This window comes from Streptomyces glaucus (assembly GCF_039533365.1).
Taxonomy (GTDB): domain Bacteria; phylum Actinomycetota; class Actinomycetes; order Streptomycetales; family Streptomycetaceae; genus Streptomyces; species Streptomyces glaucus.
Genome location: NZ_BAAATK010000017.1, coordinates 57,095 through 82,139 on the forward strand (window position 1 = coordinate 57,095; position 25,045 = coordinate 82,139).

At 71.2% G+C, this 25,045-nt stretch carries 23 protein-coding genes; 3 read left to right on the forward strand and 20 right to left on the reverse strand.

What is annotated here, in order from left to right; genetic code table 11:
- Window positions 1-150 precede the first annotated feature (150 nt).
- From ABD363_RS15150 to ABD363_RS15160, 3 genes are all read left to right on the forward strand, one after another.
- Window positions 151-1,350, forward strand: coding sequence for a sensor histidine kinase (locus tag ABD363_RS15150; RefSeq protein WP_344603577.1), 1,200 nt, complete (start codon window positions 151-153; stop codon window positions 1,348-1,350).
- A complete protein-coding gene (locus tag ABD363_RS15155; RefSeq protein WP_344603579.1) occupies window positions 1,347-1,988 on the forward strand; it encodes a response regulator in 642 nt (213 codons plus the stop codon). The genes ABD363_RS15150 and ABD363_RS15155 overlap by 4 nt, the downstream gene beginning before the upstream one ends.
- A 117-nt stretch (window positions 1,989-2,105) precedes the next feature.
- On the forward strand, window positions 2,106-3,926 hold the full coding sequence (locus ABD363_RS15160) for a glycosyl hydrolase family 18 protein (protein ID WP_344603581.1): 1,821 nt from the start codon (window positions 2,106-2,108) through the stop codon (window positions 3,924-3,926).
- 55 nt (window positions 3,927-3,981) lie between these two features.
- Here ABD363_RS15160 and ABD363_RS15165 read toward each other — a convergent pair whose 3' ends face one another.
- The 20 genes from ABD363_RS15165 to rho all read right to left on the reverse strand — a co-directional run bounded on the left by ABD363_RS15165 (window position 3,982) and on the right by rho (window position 24,819).
- Window positions 3,982-4,428: a DUF2550 domain-containing protein gene (locus ABD363_RS15165; RefSeq protein ID WP_344603583.1), complete on the reverse strand. Its 447-nt coding sequence runs from the start codon at window positions 4,426-4,428 to the stop codon at window positions 3,982-3,984.
- Window positions 4,429-4,557: 129 nt separating this feature from the next.
- A complete protein-coding gene (locus ABD363_RS15170) occupies window positions 4,558-4,935 on the reverse strand; it encodes a F0F1 ATP synthase subunit epsilon (protein WP_344603585.1) in 378 nt (125 codons plus the stop codon).
- A 111-nt stretch (window positions 4,936-5,046) separates the two neighbouring features.
- On the reverse strand, window positions 5,047-6,483 hold the full coding sequence (gene atpD / locus ABD363_RS15175; protein WP_344603587.1) for a F0F1 ATP synthase subunit beta: 1,437 nt from the start codon (window positions 6,481-6,483) through the stop codon (window positions 5,047-5,049).
- Entirely contained in the window at window positions 6,484-7,401 is a 918-nt protein-coding gene (locus ABD363_RS15180) for a F0F1 ATP synthase subunit gamma (RefSeq protein WP_344603589.1), read from the reverse strand.
- A 21-nt stretch (window positions 7,402-7,422) separates the two neighbouring features.
- Window positions 7,423-9,015 (reverse strand): F0F1 ATP synthase subunit alpha, encoded by a 1,593-nt coding sequence (gene atpA / locus ABD363_RS15185; protein WP_344603591.1) that lies wholly within the window; start codon window positions 9,013-9,015, stop codon window positions 7,423-7,425.
- A gap of 146 nt (window positions 9,016-9,161) precedes the next feature.
- Complete coding sequence (locus tag ABD363_RS15190) at window positions 9,162-9,977, reverse strand: F0F1 ATP synthase subunit delta (RefSeq protein WP_344603709.1); 816 nt, start codon at window positions 9,975-9,977, stop codon at window positions 9,162-9,164.
- Window positions 9,978-9,979: 2 nt separating this feature from the next.
- Window positions 9,980-10,528: a F0F1 ATP synthase subunit B gene (locus ABD363_RS15195; RefSeq protein WP_344603593.1), complete on the reverse strand. Its 549-nt coding sequence runs from the start codon at window positions 10,526-10,528 to the stop codon at window positions 9,980-9,982.
- A gap of 41 nt (window positions 10,529-10,569) precedes the next feature.
- Window positions 10,570-10,803, reverse strand: coding sequence for an ATP synthase F0 subunit C (atpE, locus tag ABD363_RS15200; RefSeq protein ID WP_344603595.1), 234 nt, complete (start codon window positions 10,801-10,803; stop codon window positions 10,570-10,572).
- 79 nt (window positions 10,804-10,882) lie between these two features.
- Window positions 10,883-11,701: a F0F1 ATP synthase subunit A gene (gene atpB / locus ABD363_RS15205; protein WP_486388792.1), complete on the reverse strand. Its 819-nt coding sequence runs from the start codon at window positions 11,699-11,701 to the stop codon at window positions 10,883-10,885.
- 225 nt (window positions 11,702-11,926) lie between these two features.
- Window positions 11,927-12,364, reverse strand: a complete 438-nt coding sequence (locus ABD363_RS15210; protein ID WP_344603597.1) for a Cg1360 family ATP-synthase-associated protein — start codon at window positions 12,362-12,364, stop codon at window positions 11,927-11,929.
- A gap of 341 nt (window positions 12,365-12,705) precedes the next feature.
- Window positions 12,706-14,034: an MraY family glycosyltransferase gene (locus ABD363_RS15215; RefSeq protein WP_344603599.1), complete on the reverse strand. Its 1,329-nt coding sequence runs from the start codon at window positions 14,032-14,034 to the stop codon at window positions 12,706-12,708.
- A gap of 129 nt (window positions 14,035-14,163) precedes the next feature.
- On the reverse strand, window positions 14,164-15,402 hold the full coding sequence (locus ABD363_RS15220; RefSeq protein WP_344603601.1) for a serine hydroxymethyltransferase: 1,239 nt from the start codon (window positions 15,400-15,402) through the stop codon (window positions 14,164-14,166).
- Between the two features lie 119 nt (window positions 15,403-15,521).
- Complete coding sequence (locus ABD363_RS15225) at window positions 15,522-16,199, reverse strand: arsenate reductase/protein-tyrosine-phosphatase family protein (RefSeq protein ID WP_344603603.1); 678 nt, start codon at window positions 16,197-16,199, stop codon at window positions 15,522-15,524.
- Window positions 16,196-16,843, reverse strand: a complete 648-nt coding sequence (locus ABD363_RS15230; RefSeq protein ID WP_344603605.1) for an L-threonylcarbamoyladenylate synthase — start codon at window positions 16,841-16,843, stop codon at window positions 16,196-16,198. Before ABD363_RS15230 ends, ABD363_RS15225 begins: the two co-directional genes overlap by 4 nt.
- 50 nt (window positions 16,844-16,893) lie before the next feature.
- On the reverse strand, window positions 16,894-17,733 hold the full coding sequence (gene prmC, locus ABD363_RS15235; RefSeq protein ID WP_344603607.1) for a peptide chain release factor N(5)-glutamine methyltransferase: 840 nt from the start codon (window positions 17,731-17,733) through the stop codon (window positions 16,894-16,896).
- Between the two features lie 80 nt (window positions 17,734-17,813).
- Window positions 17,814-18,881 carry a peptide chain release factor 1 gene (prfA, locus tag ABD363_RS15240; protein ID WP_344603609.1) on the reverse strand — a complete coding sequence of 356 codons (1,068 nt, stop codon included), beginning with the start codon at window positions 18,879-18,881 and terminating at the stop codon, window positions 17,814-17,816.
- Between the two features lie 109 nt (window positions 18,882-18,990).
- Entirely contained in the window at window positions 18,991-19,215 is a 225-nt protein-coding gene (rpmE, locus tag ABD363_RS15245) for a 50S ribosomal protein L31 (RefSeq protein ID WP_344603611.1), read from the reverse strand.
- A gap of 245 nt (window positions 19,216-19,460) precedes the next feature.
- On the reverse strand, window positions 19,461-20,600 hold the full coding sequence (locus ABD363_RS15250; protein ID WP_344603613.1) for an LCP family protein: 1,140 nt from the start codon (window positions 20,598-20,600) through the stop codon (window positions 19,461-19,463).
- Between the two features lie 207 nt (window positions 20,601-20,807).
- Window positions 20,808-22,625, reverse strand: a complete 1,818-nt coding sequence (locus ABD363_RS15255) for a trypsin-like serine protease (protein ID WP_344603615.1) — start codon at window positions 22,623-22,625, stop codon at window positions 20,808-20,810.
- A 160-nt stretch (window positions 22,626-22,785) separates the two neighbouring features.
- Window positions 22,786-24,819 (reverse strand): transcription termination factor Rho, encoded by a 2,034-nt coding sequence (gene rho, locus ABD363_RS15260; RefSeq protein WP_344603617.1) that lies wholly within the window; start codon window positions 24,817-24,819, stop codon window positions 22,786-22,788.
- Between the last annotated feature and the right edge of the window lie 226 nt (window positions 24,820-25,045).

Here is a 25,045-nt window from a genome sequence, read left to right on the forward strand (position 1 = left end):
CGTGCTCCCTTCGGTCACCCCTCCAGGGTCCCGGCGGAAGCGGCGCCGTTCGTCGTCGGCGGTGACGAACTCGCGGTACATCGAACGATGCAGCCGCGGACCGTTCCCGGGGATCAGGCGTGCGCGTCCGGCGCCGTGTTGGATGGGACCATGGCCGCTCCGCGACTCCCCCGCCCGCACCGCTTCGACGCGTACGCCGCGCTGGCCGGACTGCTCGGCGGGCTGCTGCTGTGGGGCTTCGGTCTGGCCACCCGGCCCGGGGACGAGCCGATCGTGCTCCTTCCCGGCGCCTGGCCGGTCCTGGTGCCGCTGGCGGTGATGGCCTGCTGCGAGCTGGCGCGGCGGGCCGCCCCGCGCGCCGCGCTGCTGACCGCCACCGCCACGCTGGTCCTGGACACCGTCACCCAGGGCAACCTGGTCACGCTGGTGATGTACACCGACGTGATGTACGCGGCCGTCCTGTACGGCACCCCGGCCTCGGCCCGCCGCCTCCCCTGGATCACCGGACTGCTGTCGGTGGTCGCCACGGTGGCGTCGTTCGCGGCGTGGCGGGTGCCCGAGGCGCTGCTGATCGGCGCGGCCGTCGCCATCATGACGTTCACGCCCGCCTCCACCGGCCTGATCGTCCGCAACCACCGCGACGCCGCCGAGGCCGCGCGGCTGCGCGCCGAGCAGACCGCGCTGCTCGCCGAGCTGGACCGCGCCCAGGCGGTCACCGCCGAGCGCGCCCGGATGGCCCGCGAACTGCACGACATGGTCGCCAACCACCTGTCGGCGATCGCCATCCACTCCACGGCCGCGCTCTCCCTCGACGACCCGGCCACCACCCGGCAGGCCCTCGGGGTCATCCGGGAGAACAGCGTCGAGGGGCTGGCCGAGATGCGGCGGCTGATCGGGATCCTGCGGGACTCCAGCGGTGACGTCGAGCCCGTCGCCGCGCCCACCCTGGACGGCCTAGGCGCGCTCGTCGACGGTGCCCGCGCCAACGGGCTCGACGTCGTCCTGGAGGCCGACCCCGGCGAGGGGCTGCCCGCGCCGGTGGAGCTGGCGGCGTACCGCATCGTGCAGGAGTCCTTGACCAACGCCCTCAAGCACGCGGCGCCCGGGCAGGTCACGGTCGTGCTCGGCCGGCGGGACGGCGCGCTGCACATCACCGTGACCAGCCCGTACGGCGAGGACCGGGACGGCCCGCGCGCGCCGGGCTCCGGCGCCGGGCTGGTCGGCATGCGGGAGCGGGTCGCGCTGCTGCGCGGCAGTTTCGCGGCGGGCCCGGAGGTTTCGCCCGACGGCAGGGTCTGGGCCGTACGGGCTGTTCTGCCCCTCATCGAAGCCGAAGGAGCAAGCGCATGATCCGCGTCCTGGTCGCCGAGGACCAGTCCGCCGTCCGCGCCGGTCTCGTCCTCATCCTGCGCAGCGCGCCCGACGTCGAGGTGGTCGGCGAGGCGGCGGACGGCGAGCAGGCGGTGGCGCTGGCCCGCGCACTGCGGCCGGACCTGGTGCTGATGGACGTTCAGATGCCGCGCCTGGACGGGGTGTCGGCGACCCGGCAGGTGGTCGCCGAGGGCCTGGCCGACGTCCTGGTGCTCACCACCTTCGACCTCGACGAGTACGTCTTCGGGGCGCTGCGCGCGGGCGCCGCCGGGTTCCTGCTGAAGAACACGGAGGCGAAGGATCTCGTCGACGCCGTCCGCACGGTGGCGCGCGGCGAGGGCGTCGTCGCCCCGGCGGTCACCCGGCGCCTGATCGCCGAGTTCGCCGCGCGGTCCGCCCGGCGGACCACGGCCGACCCCGCGGTCCTGGACACCCTCACCCGGCGCGAACGCGAGGTGCTGTCCTGTCTCGGCGAGGGTCTGTCCAACGCGGACATCGCGGTCCGGCTCGACATGGCCGAGGCGACCGTGAAGACGCACGTCAGCCGGTTGCTGGGGAAGCTGGGGCTGCGCAGCCGGGTGCAAGCGGCCGTTCTGGCGCAGGAGTGGGGGATCTAGGACGGCACCGAGCAGTGGTCCAGACCTATTGACCTATGGTCCAGACCTTTCTATTCTCGCCGCACTGCGGGCCTGATGGCTCAGTCACGCCCCGACAACCCCACGAGGAGGCGCAGCATGCGCTTCAGACACAGAGCCGCGGCGGGGTTCGCGACCCTGCTGCTCCCCTTCGCCGGCCTGATCGGCCTGGCCGGCCCCGCCCAGGCGGCCACCTCCGCGACCGCCACCTACGCCAAGACCCAGGACTGGGGCTCCGGCTTCGAAGGCAAGTGGACGGTGAAGAACACCGGCACCACCACCCTCACCTCCTGGACCGTCGAGTGGGACTTCCCCGCCGGCACGTCCGTCACCTCCGCCTGGGACGCCGACGTCACCGGCTCCGGCACCCACTGGACCGCCCGGAACAAGTCCTGGAACGGCACCCTCGCCCCCGGCGCCTCGGTCTCCTTCGGCTTCAACGGCAGCGGCACCGGCTCCCCCACCGGCTGCAAGCTCAACGGCGGCGGCTGCGACGGCGCCTCCGTCCCCGGTGACGCCCCGCCCTCCGCGCCCGGCACCCCCACCGCCTCCGGCGTCACCGACACCTCGGTCAAGTTGACCTGGTCGGCCGCCACCGACGACAAGGGCGTCAAGAACTACGACGTCCTGCGCGACGGCGCCAGGGTCGCGACGGTGACGGCCACCTCGTACACGGACACCGGCCTGAGCGCCGGCACCGACTACTCGTACTCCGTCCGGGCCCGCGACACCGCCGACCAGACCGGCCCGGCCGGCGGCGCGGTGAAGGTGCGCACCACGGGCGGCACCGGGGAGCCGCCCACCGGTGACAAGGTCAAGCTCGGCTACTTCGCCGAGTGGGGCGTCCACGGCCGCAACTACCACGTCAAGAACCTGGTGACCTCCGGTTCCGCGTCGAAGATCACCCACATCAACTACGCCTTCGGCAACGTCAAGGACGGCAGGTGCGTCGTCGACGACACCTACGCCGCCTACGAGAAGGCCTACACCGCCGACCAGTCCGTCAGCGGCACCGCCGACACCTGGGACCAGCCGCTGCGCGGCAACTTCAACCAGCTGCGCCAGCTGAAGGCGAAGTACCCGCACATCAAGGTGCTGTACTCCTTCGGCGGCTGGACCTACTCCGGCGGCTTCGCCCAGGCCGCGGCCGACCCGTCCGCCTTCGCCGCCTCCTGCAAGGCGGTCGTGGAGGACCCGCGCTGGGCCGACGTCTTCGACGGCATCGACATCGACTGGGAGTACCCGAACGCCTGCGGCCTGACCTGCGACACCAGCGGGCCCGCGGCCTTCCGGGACCTCTCCCGGGCCCTGCGCGCCGAGTTCGGCCCCGACTACCTGGTCACCGCCGCCATCACCGCGGACGCCACCGACGGCGGCAAGATCGACGCGGCCGACTACGGCGGCGCCGCGCAGTACCTCGACTGGTACAACGTGATGACGTACGACTACTTCGGCGCCTGGGACAAGACCGGCCCGACCGCCCCGCACTCGCCGCTCACCTCGTACACCGGCATCCCGAAGGAGGGCTTCACCTCCGCCGCCGCCATCGCCAAGCTCCGGGCCAAGGGCGTTCCGGCGAGCAAGCTGCTGCTCGGCATCGGCTTCTACGGCCGCGGCTGGACCGGCGTCACCCAGTCCGCCCCCGGCGGCACCGCCACCGGCCCGGCGAGCGGCACCTACGAGGCGGGCATCGAGGACTACAAGGTCCTCAGGACCGCCTGCCCGGCCACCGGCACCGTCGGCGGCACGGCGTACGCGCACTGCGGCAGCAACTGGTGGTCGTACGACACCCCGGCGACCATCGGCACCAAGATGACCTGGGCCAAGAACCAGGGCCTGGGCGGCGCGTTCTTCTGGGAGTTCAGCGGCGACACCGCGAACGGCGAACTCGTGAGCGCGATCGACAGCGGACTGAGGTAACCGCCGTACGACGCCGGCGCTCCCCCGGACCCCGTCCGGGGGAGCGCCGTCGCGATCACGCCACGTTCACCCGCTGTCCGGGCGGCGCCGCCTCCAGCCACGCCAGGAAACCGGTCAGCGCGTCCTCGCTCATCGCCAGCTCCAGCCGGGTCCCGCGGTGCAGGCAGGCCAGGACCACCGAGTCGGAGAGCAGCGCCAGCTCCTCCTCCCCGTCGGGGACGCGACGGCCGGCCACCTCGATCGCGGAGCGCTCCAGGGCGCGGCGCGGGCGGGGCGAGTAGGAGAAGACCCGGAACCACTCGATGCGGTCACCGTTGTAGCGGGCCACCCCGTAGGCCCAGCCCTTGCCGCCGGCGTCGCCCTCCTCGGGGGCGTCCCAGCGCAGGGAGCAGTCGAAGGTGCCTCCGGAACGCTGGATCAGCCGACGCCGCAGACCGAAGACGAACAGCCCCAGCACCACGAGGGCCACCACGATTCCGCACGCAGTCAGAGCGAGGACCATCGGCACCGACCTCCTCGTCTCCTAGGTAACGGAACGGAAAAAACATCCAGATCTGCCTCAGCCGCGACCGGCTCCGGATCACTCCGGTGCCGGCCGCGGCTGAGGCACATCACCATACGGCGCGCAGGGTCAGCGCGCCGCCGTCGCCGCACGCAGTCGGACGTCCGCACGGCGCTGGGCCGCCACGTCGTCCTCCGCCTTCGCGCGCTCCAGCTCCTGCTCCGCGCGCTGGACGTCGATCTCGTCCGCCAGCTCGGCGATCTCCGCCAGCAGCGACAGCTTGTCGTCCGCGAACGAGATGAAACCGCCGTGCACCGCGGCGACGACCGTCCCGCCATCACTCGTACGGATGGTCACCGGGCCCGACTCCAGCACACCGAGCAGCGGCTGGTGACCGGGCATGACGCCGATGTCGCCGGAGGTGGTGCGCGCGACGACCAGGGTGGCCTCGCCGGACCAGACCTGGCGGTCGGCGGCGACCAGCTCGACGTGCAGCTCAGCAGCCAAGGGTGGCTCCTCGGGTCACCACCCGGCGGGAGTGCCGGGTGTTGGTTACAAGTCTAGTGGGCGTGGAGGAGGGGGCGGGACGAACCCCGCCCCCTCACCGTGAGCACGGGCTCAGGAGACGCCCAGCTCCTTCGCGTTCTTCTTCAGGTCCTCGATACCGCCGCACATGAAGAACGCCTGCTCCGGGAAGTGGTCGTACTCGCCGTCGCAGATCGCGTTGAACGCGGCGATCGACTCGTCCAGCGGCACGTCCGACCCGTCGACGCCGGTGAACTGCTTGGCGACGTGGGTGTTCTGGGACAGGAAGCGCTCCACGCGACGGGCACGGTGGACGACGAGCTTGTCCTCCTCGCCGAGCTCGTCGATACCGAGGATCGCGATGATGTCCTGGAGGTCCTTGTACTTCTGCAGGATGTTCTTCACGCGCATGGCCGCGTTGTAGTGGTCCTGCGAGATGTAGCGCGGGTCCAGGATGCGGGACGTGGAGTCCAGCGGGTCCACGGCCGGGTAGATGCCCTTCTCGGAGATCGGACGGGACAGAACCGTCGTCGCGTCGAGGTGGGCGAAGGTGGTGGCCGGGGCCGGGTCGGTCAGGTCGTCGGCGGGGACGTAGATCGCCTGCATGGAGGTGATCGAGTGACCGCGGGTCGAGGTGATGCGCTCCTGGAGGATGCCCATCTCGTCGGCCAGGTTCGGCTGGTAGCCCACCGCGGAGGGCATACGGCCGAGCAGGGTCGACACCTCGGAACCGGCCTGGGTGAAGCGGAAGATGTTGTCGATGAAGAACAGCACGTCCTGCTTCTGGACGTCGCGGAAGTACTCCGCCATCGTCAGGCCGGCCAGCGCCACGCGCAGACGGGTGCCCGGCGGCTCGTCCATCTGGCCGAAGACCAGCGCGGTCTTGTCGATGACGCCCGACTCGCTCATCTCGTCGATGAGGTCGTTGCCCTCACGGGTGCGCTCACCGACGCCCGCGAACACCGACACACCGTCGTGGTTGTTGGCGACGCGGTAGATCATCTCCTGGATCAGCACGGTCTTGCCGACGCCGGCGCCACCGAACAGGCCGATCTTGCCGCCCTTGACGTACGGGGTCAGCAGGTCGATGACCTTGATGCCGGTCTCGAACATCTCGGTCTTGGACTCGAGCTGGTCGAAGTTCGGCGCCTTGCGGTGGATCGGCCAGCGCTCGCCGTCGTAGCTCTCGTCGACGTTGAGCACCTCACCGATGGTGTTGAACACCTTGCCCTTGGTGAAGTCGCCGACCGGCACGGAGATCGGGGCGCCGGTGTTGACGACCGGGGCCTGGCGGACCAGGCCGTCGGTGGGCTGCATGGAGATGGCGCGGACCAGGCCGTCACCCAGGTGCTGGGCGACCTCCAGGGTCAGCGTCTTCTTCTCGCCCGCCTTCGCCGGGTCGGCGACCTCGACGTGGAGGGCCTGGTAGATGTCCGGGATCGCGTCGACGGGGAACTCCACGTCGACGACCGGGCCGATGACCCGGGCGACGCGGCCCGTAGCCGTCGCGGTCTCAACAGTGGTGGTCATTTATCGGTCACTCCCCGCGGTCGCGTCGGCGAGAGCGCTGGCGCCACCGACGATCTCGCTGATTTCCTGGGTGATTTCGGCCTGGCGGGCCTGGTTGGCAAGCCGGGTGAGCGTCTCGATGAGCTCTCCGGCGTTGTCGGTGGCCGACTTCATCGCGCGCCGGGTGGCGGCGTGCTTCGAAGCGGCCGACTGGAGCAGCGCGTTGTAGATGCGGCTCTCCACGTAGCGCGGCAGCAGGGCGTCCAGGACGTCCTCCGCCGAGGGCTCGAAGTCGTAGAGCGGGAGGATCTCGTCCTTGGACCGCTCCTCCTGCGCGACCTCGTCGAGGCTCAGCGGCAGCAGCCGGGCCTCGACCGCCGTCTGCGTCATCATCGACACGAACTCGGTGTAGACGATGTGGATCTCGTCCACGCCGCCGTCCGCCGCCTCCGTCCCGATCGCCTCGATCAGCGGCGCCGCGACCTTCTTGGCGTCCGCGTACGACGGCTCGTCGGTGAAGCCCGTGAACGACTCCGTGACCTTGCGCTCACGGAAGTTGTAGTGGGCCACACCGCGCCGGCCGACGATGTACGTGTCGACCTGCTTGCCCTCGCGCTCGAGCCGCTCGGTCAGCTGCTCCGCCGTCTTGATGGCGTTGGCGTTGAAGGCGCCGGCCAGACCGCGGTCGCTCGTCAGGAGCAGGACCGCGGCGCGGGTCGGGTTCTCCGCCTCCGTGGTCAGCGGGTGCCGGGTGTTGGAACCGGTGGCGACCGCCGAGACCGCGCGGGTGAGCTCGGTCGCGTACGGCGTGGAGGCCGCCACCTTGCGCTGCGCCTTGACGACGCGCGAGGCGGCGATCATCTCCATCGCCTTCGTGATCTTCTTGGTCGCGGTGACGGATCGGATGCGACGCTTGTAGACCCGGAGCTGGGCTCCCATGAGTCAGGTCCCTTCCTTACGTCACTTGGCGGCGGCAGCCGGGGTTTCCTCGCCGAGCAGCTTGCCGTCCGAGGTCTCGAACTGCTTCTTGAACTCCGCGATCGCGTCCGCGACGGCCTGGAGGGTGTCGTCGGACATCTTGCCGCCCTCCCGGATGGAGGTCATGAGGCCCTGCTCCTTGCGGTGCAGGTACTCCAGCATCTCCCGCTCGAAGCGGCGGATGTCGGCGACCGGGACGTCGTCCATCTTGCCGGTGGTGCCGGCCCACACGGAGACGACCTGGTCCTCGGTGGCCATCGGCTGGTACTGGTCCTGCTTCAGCAGCTCGACCATGCGCTGACCGCGCTCCAGCTGGGCCTTGGAGGCCGCGTCCAGGTCGGAACCGAAGGCGGCGAACGCCTCCAGCTCACGGAACTGGGCGAGGTCCACGCGCAGCCGGCCCGAGACCTGCTTCATCGCCTTGTGCTGCGCGGAACCACCGACTCGGGAGACGGAGATACCGACGTTCAGCGCGGGGCGCTGACCGGCGTTGAACAGGTCCGACTCCAGGAAGCACTGGCCGTCGGTGATGGAGATGACGTTGGTCGGGATGAACGCCGAGACGTCGTTGGCCTTGGTCTCGACGATCGGCAGACCCGTCATCGAGCCGGCACCCATGTCGTCGGAGAGCTTCGCGCAGCGCTCCAGCAGACGGGAGTGCAGGTAGAAGACGTCACCCGGGTAGGCCTCGCGGCCCGGCGGGCGGCGCAGCAGCAGGGAGACGGCGCGGTAGGCGTCGGCCTGCTTCGACAGGTCGTCGAAGACGATCAGGACGTGCTTGCCCTGGTACATCCAGTGCTGGCCGATGGCGGAGCCGGTGTACGGCGCGAGGTACTTGAAGCCGGCCGGGTCGGACGCCGGGGCGGCGACGATGGTCGTGTACTCCAGGGCGCCGTTCTCCTCCAGCGCGCGGCGCACGCCGGCGATGGTGGAGCCCTTCTGGCCGATGGCGACGTAGATGCAGCGGACCTGCTTGTTCGGGTCGCCCGAGCGCCAGTTGTCGCGCTGGTTGATGATCGTGTCGACGGCCAGGGCGGTCTTGCCGGTCTGGCGGTCGCCGATGATCAGCTGGCGCTGGCCGCGGCCGATCGGGGTCATGGCGTCGACGGCCTTGTAGCCGGTCTCCATCGGCTCGTGCACCGACTTGCGCTGCATGACCGTGGGGGCCTGCAGTTCGAGGGCGCGGCGGCCCTCGGTCTCGATCTCGCCGAGGCCGTCGATCGGGTTGCCGAGCGGGTCCACCACGCGGCCGAGGTAGCCCTCGCCGACGGCGACGGACAGGATCTCACCGGTGCGCTGCACCGGCTGGCCCTCCTCGACGCCGCTGAACTCGCCGAGGACGATGGCACCGATCTCGCGCTCCTCGAGGTTGAGGGCGAGGCCGAGGGTGCCGTCCTCGAACTTCAGCAGCTCGTTGGCCATGGTCGAGGGCAGGCCCTCGACCTTCGCGATGCCGTCACCGGCGAAGGTGACCGTACCGACCTCCTCGCGCGAGGCCGCGTCCGGCTTGTACGCCTGGACGAAGTTCTCCAGCGCGTCCCGGATCTCCTCCGGCCGGATCGTGAGCTCCGCCATCTGGGTTCCCTGCTCTCCTTGTTGGGCCCGAAGTTTCACTTGGGGGGATGGGGACTCCCCCCTTTAGGAGGTGAATCCTCTGCACGGCCCAACGAGGGCCGTAAGTACGTACTGCGTGTTCAGTTGCCGTGTCCGTCGCGTGGCCGTCAGCCCGCCAGGCGGCGGCTGGCGTCCTCGATCCGGTCCGCGATGGAGCCGTTGATGACCTCGTCGCCGACCTGCACCCGGATCCCGCCGAGGACCGCGGGGTCCACGTCGAGGTTGAGGTGCATCTGACGGCCGTAGAGCTTCGCGAGGGCCGCGCCCAGGCGCTGCTTCTGCACGTCGCTCAGCGGTACCGCCGAGGTGACGACGGCGACCATGCGGTTCCGGCGCTCGGCGGCGAGCTTGGACAGGGACTCCAGTCCCGACTCCAGGCTACGTCCCCGCGGCGCGGACACGAGGCGCGTCACCAGACGCTCGGTGGCCGGCTTGGCCCGGCCGCCGAGCAGGCTGCGCAGCAGCTCGCCCTTGGCCGAGACGGTGGCCTTGCGGTCGGTCAGCGCGGCGCGCAGCTCGGTGCTGCCGGAGACGATCCGGCCGAACCGGAACAGCTCGTCCTCGACGTCGTCGAGCGTGCCCGCCCGCTGGGCGGCGGTGAGGTCGGCGAGGTTCGCCAGCTCCTCCAGCGCGTCCACCAGGTCGCGGGACTGCGACCAGCGGGAGCGCACCATGCCGGCCACCAGGTCGGCGGTCGGACCGCTGACCTGGGCGCCGAGCAGGCGCTGGACCAGCTCGGCCTTGGCCTCACCGGCCTGCGCCGGGTCGGTGAGAACCCGGCGCAAGCCGACCTCGCGGTCGAGCAGCGCGGTGACGGCGGCCAGCTCGTCGGCGAGCCGCCCGGCGTCCACGGCCGTGGAGTCCGTCAGCGCGTCGAGACGCTCCCGTGCGGCGACCAGGGCCTCGCGGCTCGCTCCGTGCACGGTCATCGCGCCGCCTCGGCCTTGTCCTCGAGCTCGTCGAGGAAGCGGTCGATGACGCGGCTCTGCCGGGCGTGGTCCTCCAGGGACTCGCCGACGAGCTTGCCGGCCAGCTCGGTGGCGAGCTTGCCGACGTCCTGGCGGAGCGCGGACGCGGCGGCCTTGCGGTCGGCCTCGATCTGGGCGTGACCGGCGGCGATGATCTCCTCGCGCTGCCGCTGCCCCTCCGCGCGCATCTCGGCGATGAGCGCGGCGCCCTGCTCCTGCGCCTCCTGGCGCAGACGCGCGGCCTCGTGCCGGGCCTCGGCGAGCTGGGCCTTGTACTGCTCAAGGACGCTCTGAGCCTCGACCTTCATGGCCTCGGCCTCTTCGATACCGCCTTCGATCGCCGCGCGGCGCTCCTCCAGAACCTTGTTGATGTTCGGAAGCAGCTTCTTCCAGAAGAAGAAGAACACGATGGCGAAGGCGATGGTGCCGACGAGCAGCTCGGGGCCCGGCGGGATGAGCGGGTTCTGCTCCTCCTCGGCCGCCAGCTGTACCAGGTTGGCGATCACATCAGTGCCTTTCGTCGAAAGGTTTCGATCGTCGAGGTTCGTCAGTTGTAGACGAACGGCATGACGATGCCGATGAGGGCGAGCGCCTCACAGAACGCGAAACCGAGGATCTGGTTGGCACGGATCAGACCGGCCGCCTCGGGCTGGCGGGCCAGAGCCTGGGTGCCGTTGCCGAAGATGATGCCGACGCCGACGCCGGGGCCGATGGCGGCGAGGCCGTAGCCGATGGAGCCGAGGTTGCCGTCGACAGCAGCGAGGGTCTCAAGGGCAGCCATGCTGAATCTTCCTTCTCTTTCAGGACCGGTGGGGGTTGGCCACCGGACGTCTTGGGGCTTGGTGCGGGGAGGGGCTGGCTCAGTGGTGCTCGGCGAGAGCGCCCTGGATGTACGAGCAGGCCAGCAGTACGAAGACGTACGCCTGGACGGCCTGCACGAAAAGCTCGAAGAGGATCATGACGACGGTCATGACGAAGGAGACGCCGGCCGCCGGGATCATCCAGCTGTTCAGCAGGTACCAGGAGGCCACGGTGAACATGACCAGCATCAGGTGACCGGCGAACATGTTGGCGAAGAGTCGCACCGCGTGTGTGAACGGCCGAACCAGCAGGTTCGAGAAGAACTCGATGACCACGACGAGCGGCAGCACCGCACCCAGCGACTTGTCGTATCCGGTGACGTTCTTGAAAAAGCCGACGAAGCCGTGGCGCTTGAAGGTCAGCGACACCCAGACCACGTAGACGATCGCGGCCAGCACCGCCGGGTAGGCGATGATCGACGACACCGGGAACTGGGCCAGCGGGATCACGGACCAGATGTTCATGATCCAGATGAAGAAGAACAGCGAGACCATGAGCGGGACGTACTTCTCGCCCTCACGCTTGCCGAGGGTCTCGTAGACGATGCCGCGACGTACGAAGTCGTAGCCGGCCTCACCGATCATCTGGAGCTTGCCCGGCACCACCTTGGCCTTCCCGAAGGCCGCCCAGAAGAAGCCGATGACGAGGACGGTGGTGATGAGCGCGAGCAGCATCACCTTGTTGAACTCGAAGCCACCTACCGTGGTGATCGGCTTGAACAGGAACGAATGAAGGCCCGGAGCCGGAAAGCCACACCCGTTGTCGGACATGATCCGACAGCTCCAGTCAAAGGCGAGCTGGGTCTGGTCAGCACTCACCGCGGGCTCCTTCGGCGTGACGCATGGGTACGGCAACCTCGTTGTGTCGGCGCGGCACGCAGCCGCGGTTCGGCACGGGACTGGTGTTACGGATGTGGGGGCGGCTGGGGGACATCCCACCTCGCGATCGAGCAGGCGTCAGCTCGGATGTCCGCGCCCGCGATGCCGCAGTTGGCACCGGACGATAGCAGGATCTCTCATGCCTCTTTGTCCCGGCCCTACCCCTCACGATGAGTGCCCCGACTTTTCGGGCTTCCCGCCCGTCGTCGGCTCGGGCTCGACGTAGAGGATCTTGGACTTCATGTGGGCACGCGTCTGCGCGGCGATCCAGGCGAGGGTGCCGGCGACCAACGTGAACGCGAAGGCCTTGGGGTGGAACAGGGTGGTGTTCTTGAACGCGGCCATGAAGATGAACAGCAGCAGGATCTGCGCCGCGTACAGCATCAGGCCCATCGCCTGGAAGAGATGCGGAAGCGATTTGGCGGTGCGCTGCAGGACATAGAGGCCGATCCCCATGAAGAGGATCACCACGAGCGTCGCGACGACCGCCCCGACCGCCCCCTTGCCGCCCGCGACCACGCCGCTGACAACGGCGGCGATCACGCCGACGGCGGCCGTGGGCACAGCGGCCTGGGCCAGGTTCCGGACGTCATGGGACGGCATGGCGGCAACTCCGCTTTCGCAGGGGGCAGGGTGTCGTCATGGACGAGCGTAGTCCCGGGCTGAGTGGAGACCTCACACCAATGGACCGTCGCACTACGGTCCTCTTGGCTCTATCCGGGAGGTTCTCGTGAACCGTATCACAAACTATTTGATGCAGTCTTTACCTGTAGGTGTGCCAACCGTCACACATGAGAGTGACTCTGCGCGTCTGTGCAGTTTCAGTGGTGACTTGTCTGGTATTAGGGCGCTTCGCCACCCCACGAGACTCCCACGACTTGGCAATGCTCTAGTCAGATTCTTACCTGGGGCCTCTTACCCGGTGCCCCGCCGGCGCCCGGGCGTCAGCGTGACGAGCCGGCTCTCCCCCGGTCCAGGGGACGCGAACGGGGGCCGACGGCGGTCGCCCCGTTGACGTGCGCGGCGCCCGCGGCCACCGGCGCGCGGTGCTCCTGGTCCGCCGGGGCGGAGGCCGGCGCGGCGGCCGGCGCGGATTCCGCCACGGCCCGGCGCCGGTAGCGCGGCGGCACGAAGCGCTCCGCCCACCGCGGGGCGCGCGGGGTGAAGCGGGGCAGCAGGAGCAGCACCAGGCCGACCGCGCTGAAGAAGACGACGCCGAGGACGATCCACATCGACGCGGAGTTGACGGAGTAGGCGAGCGCGCCGAAGGCGATCAGCGCCGACCAGAAGTACATGATCAGCACGGCCCGGCTGTGCGAGTGGCCGATCTCCAGCAGGCGGTGGTGCAGGTGGCCCCGGTCGGCCGCGAACGGCGACTGGCCGCGCCAGGTGCGCCGCACGATGGCGAGGACCAGGTCGGCCGCCGGGATCGCGATGATGGTCAGCGGCATCAGCAGCGGGATGTACACCGGCACCATCTGGTGCACCGTCTCGCGCACCGAGCCGGAGAACAGGTTCATCACGTCCGGGTCGACCTGTCCCGTCACGGAGATCGCGCTGGCCGCGAGCACCAGGCCGATGAGCATCGACCCGGAGTCGCCCATGAAGATGCGGGCGGGGTGCATGTTGTGCGGCAGGAAGCCCAGGCACATGCCCATCAGGACCGCCGCGAACAGCGTGGCCGGGGCGGCGGCCTCGATGCCGTAGCTGTACCACAGGCGGTAGGCGTACATGAAGAACGCCGCCGAGGCGATGCACACCATGCCGGAGGCGAGGCCGTCGAGGCCGTCGACGAAGTTGACCGCGTTGATGGTGATGACGACCAGGGCGACCGTCAGCAGGGTGCCCTGCCACTGGGTCAGCGCCACGTTGCCGACGCCCGGGATGGGCAGCCACAGGATGGTCAGGCCCTGGACCACCATCACGCCCGCGGCGATCATCTGCCCGCCCAGCTTGATCAGGGCGTCGATCTCGAACTTGTCGTCCAGGACGCCGATCAGCCAGATCAGGGCCGCTCCGGAGAGCAGGGCGCGCGGCTCGTTGGAGTTCTCGAAGACCTCGTTGAGGTTGGTCAGGTGGTCGGCGACCAGCAGACCCGCGCACAGCCCGAAGAACATGGCGATGCCGCCGAGCCGCGGGGTCGGTTCCCGGTGCACGTCCCGGGCCCGGATCTCCGGCATCGCCCCCGCCACGATCGCGAACTTCCGCACCGGCCCGGTCAGCAGGTACGTCACCGCGGCCGTGATGCAGAGCGTCAGCAGGTATTCACGCACGGGCTTCCCCACAGGTCTCGCTGGCCATTCCAGCCTCACACCCTAGCGACGCACGCATACGGGTGAGGACTTCCGGGTAGCGACGATGGTTGCACGCGTGGCTGTGCGCACGGGAGCGGCTCCCCCCGCTCAGCGGGGATACGGCGGAAATCCACCGGCCAGCTCCCGTACTTCCGCACGGGCCCCCGCCGGCTCCACGTCGCCCCGGAGCACCCCGGCGAGCAGCGCGGCGATCTTCGTCATCTCGCCCTCCCCCATGCCCTGGGTGGTCACCGCCGCCGTGCCCAGGCGCAGCCCGCGGGCGTCGCCGTGCGGCAGCGCGCAGCAGTCCAGCACCATCCCGGCGGCCGCGAGCCGTCCGCGCGCGGTGCGCCCGTCGACGCCGAGCGGCCCGGGGTCGGCGGTCAGCAGGTGGGTGTCCGTCCCGCCGGTGGTGACGACGAGCCCCTCCGCGGCCAGCGCCGCCGCCAGCGCCCGCGCGTTGGCGACCACCTGGTGGGCGTACGCGGCGAACGCCGGGGTCGCCGCCTCGCCGAAGGCGACGGCCTTGGCCGCGACGGTGTGCATCTGCGCCCCGCTCTGCGTGAACGGGAAGACCGCCCGGTCGATCCGCGCGGCCAGCTCGTGCCCGCACAGGATCATGCCGCCGCGCGGTCCGCGCAGCACCTTGTGCGTGGTGGCGCAGACGACGTCGGCGTACGGCACCGGGCTGGGCGCCGCTCTCCCGGCGACGAGCCCGATGGGGTGCGCGGCGTCGACGATCAGGTAGGCCCCCACCTCGTCGGCGACGTCGCGGAAGAAGGCGTAGTCGATGTGGCGCGGATAGGCGATCGATCCGCACACGATCGCCTTCGGCCGGTGCGTACGGGCCAGGGCGCGCACCTGGGGGTGGTCGATGAGCCCGGTCTCCGCGTCCACCCCGTAGCCGACGAAGTCGAACCAGCGGCCGGAGAAGTTGGCGGGCGAGCCGTGCGTGAGGTGGCCGCCGTGGGGCAGGCCGAGGGCGAGGACGGTGTCCCCGGGGCGCAGCAGCGCGGCGTACGCGGCCAGCACCGCCGAGGAGCCCGAGTGGGACTGCACGTTGGCGTGCTCGGCGTCGAACAGCGCCCTGGCCCGCTCCACGGCGATGTTCTCGGCGACGTCGACGAGTTCGCAGCCGCCGTGGTACCGGGCGCCGGGGTAGCCCTCGGCGTACTTGTTGGCGAGCGGCGAGCCGAGCGCGGCCAGCACGGCCGGCGAGGTGAAGTTCTCGGCGGCGGTCAGCTGCAGCGTCGTCGACTGCCGGACGAGCTCCCCGAGCAGGATCTCGGCCAGCTCGGGGTCCTGGCGCCGCAGGACATCGGCCTCGAGGGCAGGGGTGACCGACATGGTGCGCTCCGGGCGTCGACGGTGGCGTACGTCCAATGTAGGCCGGGGACGCCCGGGGCGCCCGGTGTCGACGGCCGGCGCCGGTGCGGGCCGCCGCACCGGGTGACGCCGCCGGGCGGCTACGTGTGCGCCGGCACCCCCGTGAGCGCCGTGACGACCGGGTCCAGCGCCTGGTGTATCTCCTCCCCGATCGACCGGAAGAACGTCAGCGGCGCCCCGTACGGGTCGTGCACCTCGTCCGCCTCCGCCGTCGGCGCCAGCAGCCACCCGCGCAGCGCCGCGGCGGCCCGGACCAGGGCGCGCGCCCGCATCACCACGCCCTCCTCCAGCGGCGGCAGGGTGGCCGGGTCGATCGCCTTCACCAGGCGGGTGAACTCCTTCAGCGTGAAGGTGCGCAGGCCCGCCGAATGGCCCATGGAGATGACCTGGGCGCGGTGGTCGCGGGTCGCGGTCAGCACCAGGTCGGCGCGGATCACGTGCTCGTCGAGCAGTTCGCGGCCGACGAAGCCGGAGGCGTCCGCGCCGAACTCGGCCAGCACGGTCTCCGCGTTGGCCTCCATCGGCGCGCCCTCGTGCCCCCAGGTGCCCGCGCTCTCCACGATCAGCCCGCCCCCCAGGACGCCGAGCCGCTCCTGCACGAAATGGCGGGTCAGCCGCTCGGTGATGGGCGAGCGGCACACGTTGCCGGTGCTGACGTGGAGGATGCGGAAGCTGTCGCGCGGAAACCCGAACGTCGTCGTCTCCTCCGCGGCACGTTCCCCGCCGCCTATGCCACGCCCCGCGTCAGGGGCCGTCAATTCGCCACCTCAAGGTCGGGTACGACCTTGCGCAGTTCGTCCGCCGACAGGGCGCCCTGGCGCAGCAGCAGCGGCACCTCGCGGGTGACGTCGACGATCGACGACGGGACGTTGCCGGGGGTCGGGCCGCCGTCCAGGTAGACGGAGACGGAGTCGCCGAGCATCTGCTGCGCGGCGTCGCAGTTCTCCGGGGCCGGGTGGCCGGTGAGGTTGGCGGAGGAGACGCCCATGGGGCCGACCTCGGTGAGCAGCTCGATGGCGACCGGGTGCAGCGGCATGCGCACGGCGACCGTGCCGCGGGTGTCGCCCAGGTCCCACTGCAGGGACGGCTGGTGCCGGGCGACGAGCGTCAGCGCGCCCGGCCAGAAGGCGTCGACCAGCTCCCAGGCCTGCTCGGAGAAGTCCGTCACCAGGCCGTGCAGGGTGTTCGGGGAGCCGATGAGGACGGGTGTGGGCATGTTGCGGCCCCGGCCCTTGGCCGCGAGCAGGTCGGCGACGGCCTCCTTGGAGAACGCGTCGGCGCCGATGCCGTACACCGTGTCCGTCGGCAGCACCACGAGCTCGCCCCGGCGGACGGCGGACGCGGCCTCACGCAGACCGGTCACGCGGTCGGTCGCGTCGTTGGTGTCGTATCGCCGTGCCATCTAGCGGGCCTCCTCGTACACGTACTGCGGGATCGAAATCTGGGGCGTGCTCATGGCAACGCCTTGCGGGCGGTGGCGAACCGGGGCCGGTTGTTGAGGTCGGGGTGGTCGGCCGCGTCGGTCCAGCCCCGGTCGTCGGCGAAGATCCACGGCACCTGGCCGCCCTGGGTGTCGGCGTGCTCGACGACGACGACCCCGCCGGGGCGCAGCAGCCGGTGCGCGGTGCGCTCGATGCCGCGGATCAGGTCGAGGCCGTCCTCGCCGGAGAACAGGGCCATCTCCGGGTCGTGGTCGCGGGCCTCGGGGGCGACGTACTCCCACTCGGTGAGCGGGATGTACGGCGGGTTGGAGATGACCAGGTCGACCTGGCCGTCGAGGTCCGGGAAGGCCGTCAGGGCGTCGCCCTGGCGCAGCTCGACCCTGGACCCCTCCATGTTCTTGCGGGTCCACCGCAGCGCGTCCTCGCTCAGCTCCACGGCGTACACGCGCGAGCGCGGCACCTCCTGCGCCAGGGCGAGCGCGATGGCGCCCGAGCCGGTGCACAGGTCGACGATGCAGGGCTCGACGACGTCCATGGCGCGCACCGCGTCTATGGCCCAGCCGACCACCGACTCGGTCTCCGGGCGCGGCACGAACACGCCGGGGCCGACCTGGAGTTCCAGGTAGCGGAAGTAGGCGCGTCCGGTGATGTGCTGGAGCGGTTCGCGGGCCTCGCGGCGGGCGATCGCCTCCCAGTACCGGGCGTCGAAGTCGGCGTCCTTGACGGTGTGCAGCTCACCCCGCTTGACGCCGTGCACGAACGCGGCGAGTTCCTCGGCGTCGGTGCGCGGCGAGGGCACGCCGGCGTCGGCGAGCCGCTGGGTGGCCTGCGCCACCTCCGCGAGCAGCACGCTGCGGGTGCTGGGGGGTCGCCCCCCGGGGGGTTGCCGCACGCTCGTCCTCCGGTGCTCCGTACGTCGTCCTGGGTGCCTTACGCGGCCGCGAGCTTGGCCGCCGAGTCCGCGTCGACGCAGGCCTGGATCACCGCGTCGAGGTCGCCGTCCAGGACCTGGTCCAGGTTGTAGGCCTTGAAGCCGACGCGGTGGTCCGAGATGCGGTTCTCCGGGAAGTTGTAGGTGCGGATCTTCTCGGAGCGGTCGACGGTGCGGACCTGGCTGCGACGGGCGTCGGCGGCCTCCCGCTCCGCCTCCTCCTGCGCCATGGCGAGCAGCCTGGAGCGCAGGATACGCATCGCCTGCTCCTTGTTCTGCAGCTGGCTCTTCTCGTTCTGGCAGGAGGCGACGACTCCGGTCGGAAGGTGCGTGATGCGCACCGCGGAGTCGGTGGTGTTGACGGACTGCCCGCCCGGCCCGGAGGACCGGTAGACGTCGATGCGCAGATCGTTGGGGTTGATCTCCACGTCGACCTCCTCGGCCTCCGGCGTGACCAGCACGCCGGCCGCCGAGGTGTGGATGCGGCCCTGGGACTCGGTGGCGGGCACCCGCTGCACGCGGTGCACGCCGCCCTCGTACTTCAGCCGGGCCCACACGCCCTGGCCGGGCTCGACCTGGCCGCGGGCCTTGACCGCGACCTGGACGTCCTTGTAGCCGCCCAGCTCGGACTCGGTGGCGTCGATGATCTCGGTCTTCCAGCCGACCCGCTCGGCGTACCGCAGGTACATGCGCAGCAGGTCGCCGGCGAACAGGGCCGACTCGTCGCCGCCCGCGCCCGCCTTGATCTCCAGGATGACGTCCTTGTCGTCGCTGGGGTCGCGCGGGACCAGCAGCAGGCGCAGCTTCTCGGTGAGCTCCTCGCGCTGCCTCTCCAGGTCCTTGACCTCGGCGGCGAAGTCGGGGTCGTCGGCGGCCAGCTCACGCGCGGTCTCGATGTCGTCGCCGGTCTGCCTCCAGGAGCGGTACGCGGCGACGATCGGGGTGAGCTCGGCGTAGCGCTTGTTCAGCTTGCGCGCGCCCGCCTGGTCGGCGTGGATCGACGGGTCGGCGAGCTTCTTCTCCAGGTCGGCGTGCTCGGCGACGAGTTCCTCGACGGCCTCGAACATCTTGGGGCTCCTGATACAGCGGTGAGGGCAAGGGCGGGCGACCAAAAACGCCGGTCCCGGCGCACGCCTCGTACGGGGCGCGGCCGTGGACCGGCGAAAGAGGGGCTCGCTACTTCTTGGAGCCGACGGCGGCCTTGCCGAAGCGGGCCTCGAAGCGGGCCACACGGCCACCGGTGTCGAGGATCTTCTGCTTGCCCGTGTAGAACGGGTGGCACTCGGAGCAGACCTCGGCCCGGATGGTGCCGGACTCGATGGTGCTGCGGGTGGTGAACGACGCGCCGCAGGTGCAGCTGACCTGCGTCTCGACGTACGCGGGGTGAATGTCGCGCTTCAAGGTGTCTCCTAGGTTTCGGGAGGGCGCCGGGTCGCCGCCGCGGGATGCGGGGGCGTGAACCGGAGCCGACGTACCAGTCTGCCAGGACTGGCGCCATCACCCAAAACCGGGGGGCGGCACGGTCTATTCCCCGGGGCGCGGGGACGGGGGCGGGAGCGCGGGGAGGGCGCGGCTCGGGCTCCGTGGCCGGCCCGTGGCCGGCCCGTGGGCGGCGCGGCGGCGTGCCGGTGGGGGCTCCGCGCCCGTCACGGAGCGCTGACGACGTCCCCGGCTTCCCCGGTGGCCGTTCCCTCCGTGGCCGACCGCGGGATCGGCCTGTCGTCCCTCAGGGCGGCCCACACCTGCCGGGCCCTGGCCTCCCGGACGACGACGCGGTTGGGGTCGGACGGGTGGTAGCGGACCGGCACGGTGACCATGCGCAGGTCCGAGGCGTCGATGCCCCGCAGGCCGTTCGCGAAGGCCACCAGCCTGTCCACCGAGCCCAGGCCGGAGTCGGTCGTGACGGCCCGGGTGGCGGTGTCGGCGAGGTCGTAGAGCTTCTTGGGGCTGGTGAGGACGCCGATGTCCTCGACCCGGTCGGCCAGGGCCTTGACGAAGGCCTGCTGGAGCTGGATGCGGCCGAGGTCGGAGCCGTCGCCGACGCCGTGCCGGGTGCGGACCAGGCCGAGGGCCTGCCTGCCGTCGAGCCGGTGCGTGCCGGCCTCCAGGCTGAGGTGGCTGCCGGGGTCCTCGATGTCCTCGGTGGTGGTGACCTCCACGCCGCCGAGCTCGTCGACGAGCTTCTGGAAGCCGCTGAAGTCGACCTCCAGATAGTGGTCCATGCGGATGCCGGTCATGGTCTCGACCGTCTTCACCGTGCAGGGGGCGCCGCCCGTGGAGTAGGCGGAGTTGAACATCACCCCGGACGCGGCCGGGTGGTCGGTGCCGTCGGCGCCGGTGCACTGGGGCCGGTCGACGACGGTGTCGCGGGGGATGGAGACCACGGCGGCCTTCCGGTGGCCCTCGTAGACGTGCACGATCATCGCCGTGTCGGAGCGGGCGCTGCCGTCGTCGTCGCCGCCGCCGAGCTCCCGGTTGCCGCCGGAGCGGGTGTCGGAGCCGAGGACGAGGATGTTCTCGGAGCCGCCGTCGGTCCTCTTCGGGCGGTCGGCGCCGAGGACCTGGTCGATGTCGACGCTGTGCAGGTTGCCGTTGAGCTTGACGTACAGCCAGCCCGCCCCGCTGCCGCCCAGGACGACGATGCCCGCGGCGGTCCAGGCCATGACGAGCATGCCCGTGCGCCGCCTGCCGCGGGACGCGCGGCGGCGGTCCCCGGTCCGGCGCGCGCCGCCGGTGCCGGACCCTCCCGGAGGCGCGGGCTCCGGTGGTGTGCTCTGGGCAGGCATGGGCTCCTCGGTTCGTTCCCGGACGACTACCCCCTGCGGCCGGCGTCAGGCCCGGGTCCGCCGTCGCGGCGCGTGCCGCCCGTCGCCGCTCTGCCGGCCGGGCGCGGGAACGCGGCGCCGGGACGTGCGACGTCCTGCGCCCACCGGTGGACCGGTGGGCGCCGGAGGGGGCCGTCCGGCCGGGCGGGGCCCGCCGCACCCGTGGGCTCAGCCCCAGATGTCGTACTGCTGGTAGCCGGTGCCGATCTCGATCCGCGTGGCGAAGATCTCGCTGGTGGCCTTGCCGGTGCCCTTGTACAGGTAGAGCGTGCCGCCGGGCGTGCGGGCCAGGAAGTCGGCCCTGCCGTCGCCGCTGACGTCGCCGACCGCGTCGAAGGCGTTGTACGTCGTGCTGCTCCAGGTGCGCACCTTGACCCGGGCGGCGAAGGCGCCCGTGCCGGCCTTGCCGGTGCCCTTGTAGAGGTAGAGGGAGCCGTCGGCCTTGCCGCGGGCGATCAGGTCGGCCCTGCCGTCGCCGTTGAAGTCGCCGTGACCGCGCACGGAGTTGTACTGGTTCCAGCCGGAGCCGGCCTTCACCCGGGCGGCGAAGGTGCCGTTGCCCTTGCCCGGGTAGATCCACAGCACGCCCGCGGAGTCGACCGAGAGCAGGTCGGGCAGGTAGTCGCCGGTGACGTCCCCGGGGGTGACGATGCGGGTGCGGGTCTTCCAGTTGTCGGCGAGCTGCTTGGTGGCCCAGCTGCCGCTGGAGGCCACGTAGTGCGTCCAGTGGACGTCACCGGTGGCGGTGGACCGGTACAGCAGGTCCTGGTGGCCGTCCCGGTCGAGGTCGGTCTGCAGGACGACGTCGACGCCGCTCCAGCTGCCCCAGGACTCGCGCGCGGCGAACGAGGAGCCCTTGGAGTCGAGCGAGTAGCCGGCCTTGCTGGAGGAGTTGCGCACCCACAGGTCGGCCCTGTGGTCGCCGCTGACGTTGGTGTCGTCGATGCGCGGGTAGGCCGCGCCGACGTACGTGGTGACCTTCGCGAAGACGCTGTAGGCGCCGCGGGCGACGCAGTCCTGCACGCCCCAGGAGACCACGCCGACGATGCGGTTGCCGACCACCAGCGGGCCGCCGGAGTCGCCGTTGCAGGCGGAAGTGGTGCCGGTGTCGCTGCCGGTGGCGGGCTTGCCCGCGCAGACCATGTGGCCCTTGACGAAGTCGGCGCCGTAGTAGTTCGCGCAGGTGGTGTCGGACTGGATCGGCAGCGTGGCCGTCTTCAGCGTCCCGGAGACGTTCTGGCTGGTGGAGGTGGTGCGACCCCAGCCGTAGACCTTGGCGCCGGTGCCGGCGGCGTAGGAGGCGGTGTCGCCGGACGTCGTCATGCGGATCGGCGTCGCCCTGACGCGGCTCGGCAGCGTGAGGACGGCGATGTCGTTGTCGATCCTCGTCGAGCTGTACGACGGGTGGTTCCACTGCCGCCACACGCCGGAGACGGTGCCGCCGTGCAGGTCGGTGTCGCCGGCGCCGTCGGTGGCCGGCAGCTGGGCGGTGCCGGTGACGACGGCGCCGTGGGTGTGCCAGTCGTAGCCCTTGACGCAGTGCGCGGCGGTGAGGATCTTCGTCGGCGCGACGACCGCGCCGCCGCAGAAGAAGCCGAGGTCGTCGCTCTCGTCGGCGGTGCCCCGGTCGTCGTGGTACCAGAGCTGGGCCATCCAGGGCGCCGAGGTGATGCCGGTGGTCGTACCGCCGATGACCTTGGCGTCGACGGTGGCGGCGCCGGTGGGCGCGCTCAGGGACGACTTCCTGGTCGTCTCCCCGGCGGTGTCGTCACCGGCGACCGCGCCCGCGACGCGCCTCTCCAGCTCGCCGAGCGACGGCGCGCTGGTGGCGGGCCCGGCCGTCGGCTGCGGCAGCGCGGAGGCGGCGCCGGCGGACGAGGTCAGCAGCGCGGCGGTGACGGCCGCGGCGATGCCGACGGCGGCGACGGGCAGGCCGATGCGTATCCGGCGTCTGTGCCGGCCGCTCCCGGACACGGGTGTACCCACTCAAGTCCCCCCTGGAGATCAGAAGTTCGGAAGACCGAACATTCGAACATCAAGTTCGAAAGAAAGTCCGAAGGGCGTGATCGTACACCGGCCCGGGCAGCACAAAGGCCGCCCCCGTGGCGGGAGCGGCCCTTGCGACGCTTCGGAGGACGCGGGTGCCTCAGTCGCCGTTGCCCGGCGCCGGGGTCGTCTTCTGGATCTGCATCAGGAACTCGACGTTCGACTTGGTCTGCTTCATCTTGTCGAGGAGCAGTTCGATCGCCTGCTGCTGGTCGAGCGCGTGCAGCACCCGGCGCAGCTTCCAGACGATGCCCAGCTCCTCGGCGCCGAGCAGGATCTCCTCCTTGCGCGTACCGGACGCGTCGACGTCGACGGCCGGGAAGATGCGCTTGTCGGCGAGCTTCCGGTCGAGCTTGAGCTCCATGTTGCCGGTGCCCTTGAACTCCTCGAAGATCACCTCGTCCATGCGGGACCCGGTGTCCACCAGGGCGGTGGCGAGGATGGTCAGCGAGCCGCCGTCCTCGATGTTGCGGGCCGCGCCGAAGAAGCGCTTCGGCGGGTACAGGGCGGTCGAGTCGACACCACCGGACAGGATGCGGCCGGAGGCCGGGGCGGCGAGGTTGTACGCCCGGCCCAGACGCGTGATCGAGTCCAGCAGGACGACGACGTCGTGACCCAGCTCCACCAGGCGCTTGGCGCGCTCGATGGCGAGCTCGGCGACCGTGGTGTGGTCCTCGGCCGGGCGGTCGAAGGTCGAGGAGATGACCTCGCCCTTGACCGACCGCTGCATGTCGGTGACCTCTTCCGGACGCTCGTCGACGAGGACGACCATCAGGTGGCACTCGGGGTTGTTGTGGGTGATCGCGTTGGCGATCGCCTGCATGATCATGGTCTTGCCGGTCTTCGGCGGGGCCACGATCAGCCCGCGCTGGCCCTTGCCGATCGGCGACACCAGGTCGATGATCCGCGTGGTCAGCACGCCCGGGTCGGTCTCCAGGCGGAGCCGGTCCTGCGGGTACAGCGGGGTGAGCTTGTTGAACTCCGGGCGGCCGCGGCCGTGTTCGGGCGCCATGCCGTTGACGGAGTCCAGGCGCACCAGCGCGTTGAACTTCTCGCGGCGCTCGCCCTCCTTGGGCTGGCGCACGGCGCCGGTGATGTGGTCGCCCTTGCGCAGGCCGTTCTTGCGGACCTGGGCGAGGGAGACGTACACGTCGTTCGGGCCGGGCAGGTAGCCGGAGGTCCGGATGAAGGCGTAGTTGTCGAGGATGTCGAGGATGCCCGCGACCGGGATCAGGACGTCGTCCTCGGTGATCTGCGGCTCGGAGGCCATGTCGTCGCGGCCGCGGCGGCCCCGGCGGTCGCGGTAGCGGCCACGACGGCCCCGGCGGCCGCCCTCGAAGTCGTCGTCGTCCTGCTGGCGGTCCGGCCGGCCGCCGCCCTGCTGGCTCGGCTGCTGGCGCTGCTGGCCGCCCTGGTTCTGCTGCTGGTCGTCGCCCTTGCTGCGGCGGTCGCGGTCCCGGCCGCGCTCGCGGCGGTCGCGGCGGCGGCCCTCGCCGCCGTCGCCGGCGTCGGACCGGGTCTCGCCCTGCTGCGGCTGCGCGGGCGTCTCGGCCCTCGGCTCGCTCTTCGCCTCGGCGGCGACCGTCTCGGGGGCGCCGGCCTCGGCGGTGGCGCGGCGACGGCGGCGCTCGGCGGGGGCGTCGTCACCGGAGGTGGCGCCCTGCTCGGAGAGCTTGGGGGAGGGCTGGCCCGGGATCTCGATCTGCTGCTGGGCCGCGGCCTTGTCGGCGGGGGCCTCGACGGCCTGGTCGGCCTTCTTCGCGGCCTTCTCGGCGGCGGGGGCCTCGTCGCCCGTACGGGTGCGGGAGGTGGCGCGGCGCTTCGGCTTGGTCTCGGCGGCCTCGGCCTTGGCGGCCGGGGCGGCGCTTCCCCCGGCCGCGGAAGCGGCCTGGGGGGCGCCGCCGGCCTGCGCCTCCTTGATGACCTCGATCAGCTGGCTCTTGCGCATGCGCGCGGTGCCCCTGATGCCGAGGCCGGATGCGACCTGCTGCAGCTCGGCCAGCACCATGCCCTCGAGGCCGGTACCGCGGCGCCGCCGGGAGCCGGCACCGGTGGCAGGCGCGGAAGCGTCCGTGGCGGGCGCGGCAGCGGTCTCCTCGACACGTGCGCCCATCAGATCGGTGGTGTCGCTCACGAAGGGTCCTTCCCTGGAGCGGACGTCGGCCTGTCTGGCTCGGCGACCGGTTGTGCTGTCCGGCTTCGGTCCTTGCTGTGTGGACCGTGCCGGGGCGGTGTTCCGCCTGAGCGGCGGAGGAAATATCTGGTGATGGCGCTTCCTTGAGCCGTGGCACCCAGTGTCTGTGTCACTCGGCGTGGTCGCACCGGTTCCGGAGCGTGCCCGTCAGCCCGCTCGGTGTCCA

Coding starts and splice junctions, on each gene's coding strand:
- ABD363_RS15220 (WP_344603601.1), bottom strand. CDS start 15,402: ATGTCGGTCACCCCTGCCCTCGAGGCCGATGTCCTGCGGCGCCAGGAC.
- ABD363_RS15210 (WP_344603597.1), bottom strand. CDS start 12,364: ATGCCGTCCCATGACGTCCGGAACCTGGCCCAGGCCGCTGTGCCCACG.
- atpD (WP_344603587.1), bottom strand. CDS start 6,483: ATGACCACCACTGTTGAGACCGCGACGGCTACGGGCCGCGTCGCCCGG.
- ABD363_RS15150 (WP_344603577.1), top strand. CDS start 151: ATGGCCGCTCCGCGACTCCCCCGCCCGCACCGCTTCGACGCGTACGCC.
- ABD363_RS15230 (WP_344603605.1), bottom strand. CDS start 16,843: ATGGCACGGCGATACGACACCAACGACGCGACCGACCGCGTGACCGGT.
- prfA (WP_344603609.1), bottom strand. CDS start 18,881: ATGTTCGAGGCCGTCGAGGAACTCGTCGCCGAGCACGCCGACCTGGAG.
- ABD363_RS15155 (WP_344603579.1), top strand. CDS start 1,347: ATGATCCGCGTCCTGGTCGCCGAGGACCAGTCCGCCGTCCGCGCCGGT.
- ABD363_RS15250 (WP_344603613.1), bottom strand. CDS start 20,600: ATGCCTGCCCAGAGCACACCACCGGAGCCCGCGCCTCCGGGAGGGTCC.
- ABD363_RS15160 (WP_344603581.1), top strand. CDS start 2,106: ATGCGCTTCAGACACAGAGCCGCGGCGGGGTTCGCGACCCTGCTGCTC.
- ABD363_RS15165 (WP_344603583.1), bottom strand. CDS start 4,428: ATGGTCCTCGCTCTGACTGCGTGCGGAATCGTGGTGGCCCTCGTGGTG.
- atpA (WP_344603591.1), bottom strand. CDS start 9,015: ATGGCGGAGCTCACGATCCGGCCGGAGGAGATCCGGGACGCGCTGGAG.
- ABD363_RS15180 (WP_344603589.1), bottom strand. CDS start 7,401: ATGGGAGCCCAGCTCCGGGTCTACAAGCGTCGCATCCGATCCGTCACC.
- atpE (WP_344603595.1), bottom strand. CDS start 10,803: ATGGCTGCCCTTGAGACCCTCGCTGCTGTCGACGGCAACCTCGGCTCC.